The organism is uncultured Campylobacter sp. (genome assembly GCF_938045775.1).
Taxonomy (GTDB): Bacteria; Campylobacterota; Campylobacteria; order Campylobacterales; family Campylobacteraceae; genus Campylobacter_B.
On sequence record NZ_CALIBH010000259.1, the window covers coordinates 1 to 2,517 of the forward strand.

The window sequence follows — 2,517 nt, forward strand, 5'->3', positions numbered from 1 at the left end:
GAAATTTGAACGCCTAGCTTCGGCAGGCCGTAGTATAGAAAAAATAGCTGAATTAAAAGCGGAGTATTGCGTGATAGCTCGATATATGCGCTCACGAGCGGGCTTAACAGCGGCAGTCTTTTATATTTTATCAGCGTGCAGATAAAACCGATGATGATGGATAGTAAAATCCCGTAAAATGCGAGCTTTAGCGTTAAAATTCCCGCCTTTACGAACATCGGGCTAAATTTGGCTATAAAATCAAAATCCATAAATTCTTCTTTCCGTAAGATATGCGTATTATACAGATAACTGATTAAAATAGTATTAAATTAGAATTTTTTTATAAAAATTCCGAAAATTTAGGAGTTTAAAAATATATCTTATAAATATATTTAGTCCGAGCAGATACCCGGACTATAGAATTTTGACGGAATTTTACGAGTAAAAAATATACGCGTACCCCGAAACCAAAAACGCGGAGAATATCGCTAGAATTCCGCCACTTCGTACCATTTCCGCCTGGCGAATGCGTCCCGTGCCGAAAACCAAAGCATTCGGTGGCGTCGCTACCGGCATTATGAAAGCGCAGCTTGCGCCCACACCGATTACTATAGTAAGAGTTTCTTTTGGCAGCCCCATTTGCGCTGCTACTCCCGCAAATACTGGTACTAAAAGTGCAGCAGAGGCGGTATTGCTCGTAAATTCCGTAAGGCAGATGATGAAAACTGCTGTTACCAAAAGTACAATGTAAGTAGGCGCTCCACCGAAAGTATGCGCGACTAGATCGCCAAGCACCTTAGAAGCTCCGGAATCGCCTAAAACCGCACTTAGCGTAAGTCCGCCGCCAAAAAGCAGCAGCACGCCCCACTCGGTGTTTTCGGCGATGTCGTGCCATTTGGCAAGCCCTAGTATGACGATTACGACTGCCGAGCAGATGGCGACGTAAGCATCATCCACTTTAAAGCCCACAAGGGCTGAAATTTGTTTCGAAAATATCCAGCCAAGCGCTGTTAGAGCAAATACGACGATCGTAATAATGCGCTCGCGCGTCCAAGGGATATGCTCCAGATCCATCTCTATTTTATGACTTAAATTCGGCTTGAAAATTATATAAAGCACCACAAGCATTATCGGTAGCATCACGCACATTAGCGGCAAACCTACCTTCATCCAGTCCGCGAAGCTGTAGTGCAAGGCTTGAGCCACGATTAAATTTGGCGGAGATCCCACGAGCGTGCCCAGACCTCCGATGCTTGCAGAATACGCGATGCCTAAAAGCAAAAACACAAGCGTGCCGCGATCTTTGCTCTCGTCCATGTTGGCGCAAATTCCAAGTGCGATCGGAAGCATCATCGCAGCAGTTGCGGTATTTGAAACCCACATCGAAAGGATCGCTGTAGCAAGGCAGATTAAAATCGCAGCTACACCCAAGCGACCGCCTGCGCGGGCGATTAGCCACATCGCGATCTTTTTGTCTAGCTTTTGCATATGCAGAGCTGTTGCCAGAGCAAAACCGCCGAAAAAGGTAAAGATCGTAGGGTTTGCAAAATTTGCAAGCGTGCTTTTGATGGTGGCAGCCGTGAAAGTGCCATCTTTAGCGAATTTGCCAAGTCCGATAGCTACCGCAAGCACCGGCACCATAAGCGCGGTTACCGTGATATGCACGGCCTCTGTAAGCCACATAATCGCGATAAAAGCAAGCAGCGCAAGGCCTTTTTTGACATTAGGCTCAAATGGTAACGCGGCATATAGCGCAAAGCCCACTGCAGCGGCAATCGCCATAATGATGACGCCGCGCTTAGGAAACGGCACGGTGTCGGTGAGCCTGTCTAAACCCAGCTCGTCTACGTCTGAGTCTAGCGGCCCTTGTAAGCGGGAGTTGCGTAACTCCACTTTGTGTTCTTCCATAGATACTCCTTTTTTGGATTTGGCTTATGATACAAAAATGAGGCGGGAATTTTATAAATTCCAAATCAAATCGTCTTAAATTTTTAAAAGTGCAGTTACTATCGGTAACACGGCACTTATCTCGTGTGTAAATTTTAAATTATACATAAAAACGAACAACTAAGTAAGCGCTTTAAATTTCATCACAGATTATTTTTTAATGACACTCGGCATTTAAATTTGCTAACTGCTCAAGGGAGGCGGCGTAGAATTTCGTCGAATTCCGTGCTGGCAATCAAGATAGAATTCTATCCTTAGCAAGCGAGATAAAATTTTATCCAAGGCGAGTGAGATAAAATTACGCGTCTTGCCTCAAAAATTTATCAAAATTTAAGTGGGGGGGGGCTATTATAATCAACAAATTTTAAACGGATTTGTAAGCGGATCCGGTGGAGGAGGCTCAAAGATCGTAAGTTATAAAACGGTAAGAGCGGCTGTGGCGAGAAGCCCTGAAATCATAAATTGTAAGGAGAAAATATGAAAAACAAAATTTTAATCGCGGCATTTGCCGCTGCGGCTTGCGTTAGCGTAGGCTCTAGCGAGGGTTTACTTTTAGGCATCGAGGGGGATTACTCGTTTAAATCTAGT

At 44.6% G+C, this 2,517-nt stretch carries 2 protein-coding genes; both read right to left on the reverse strand.

The features are described 5' to 3' along the window. On the reverse strand, window positions 1–251 hold a 251-nt coding region (locus Q0238_RS10780), incomplete at its 3' end, for an ABC transporter permease subunit (RefSeq protein WP_297945934.1). Between the two features lie 166 nt (window positions 252–417). Further along, entirely contained in the window at window positions 418–1,764 is a 1,347-nt protein-coding gene (locus Q0238_RS10785) for a DASS family sodium-coupled anion symporter (protein ID WP_005873052.1), read from the reverse strand. Window positions 1,765–2,517: the final 753 nt, after the last annotated feature.

Coding starts and splice junctions, on each gene's coding strand:
- Q0238_RS10785 (WP_005873052.1), bottom strand. CDS start 1,764: ATGGCGATTGCCGCTGCAGTGGGCTTTGCGCTATATGCCGCGTTACCA.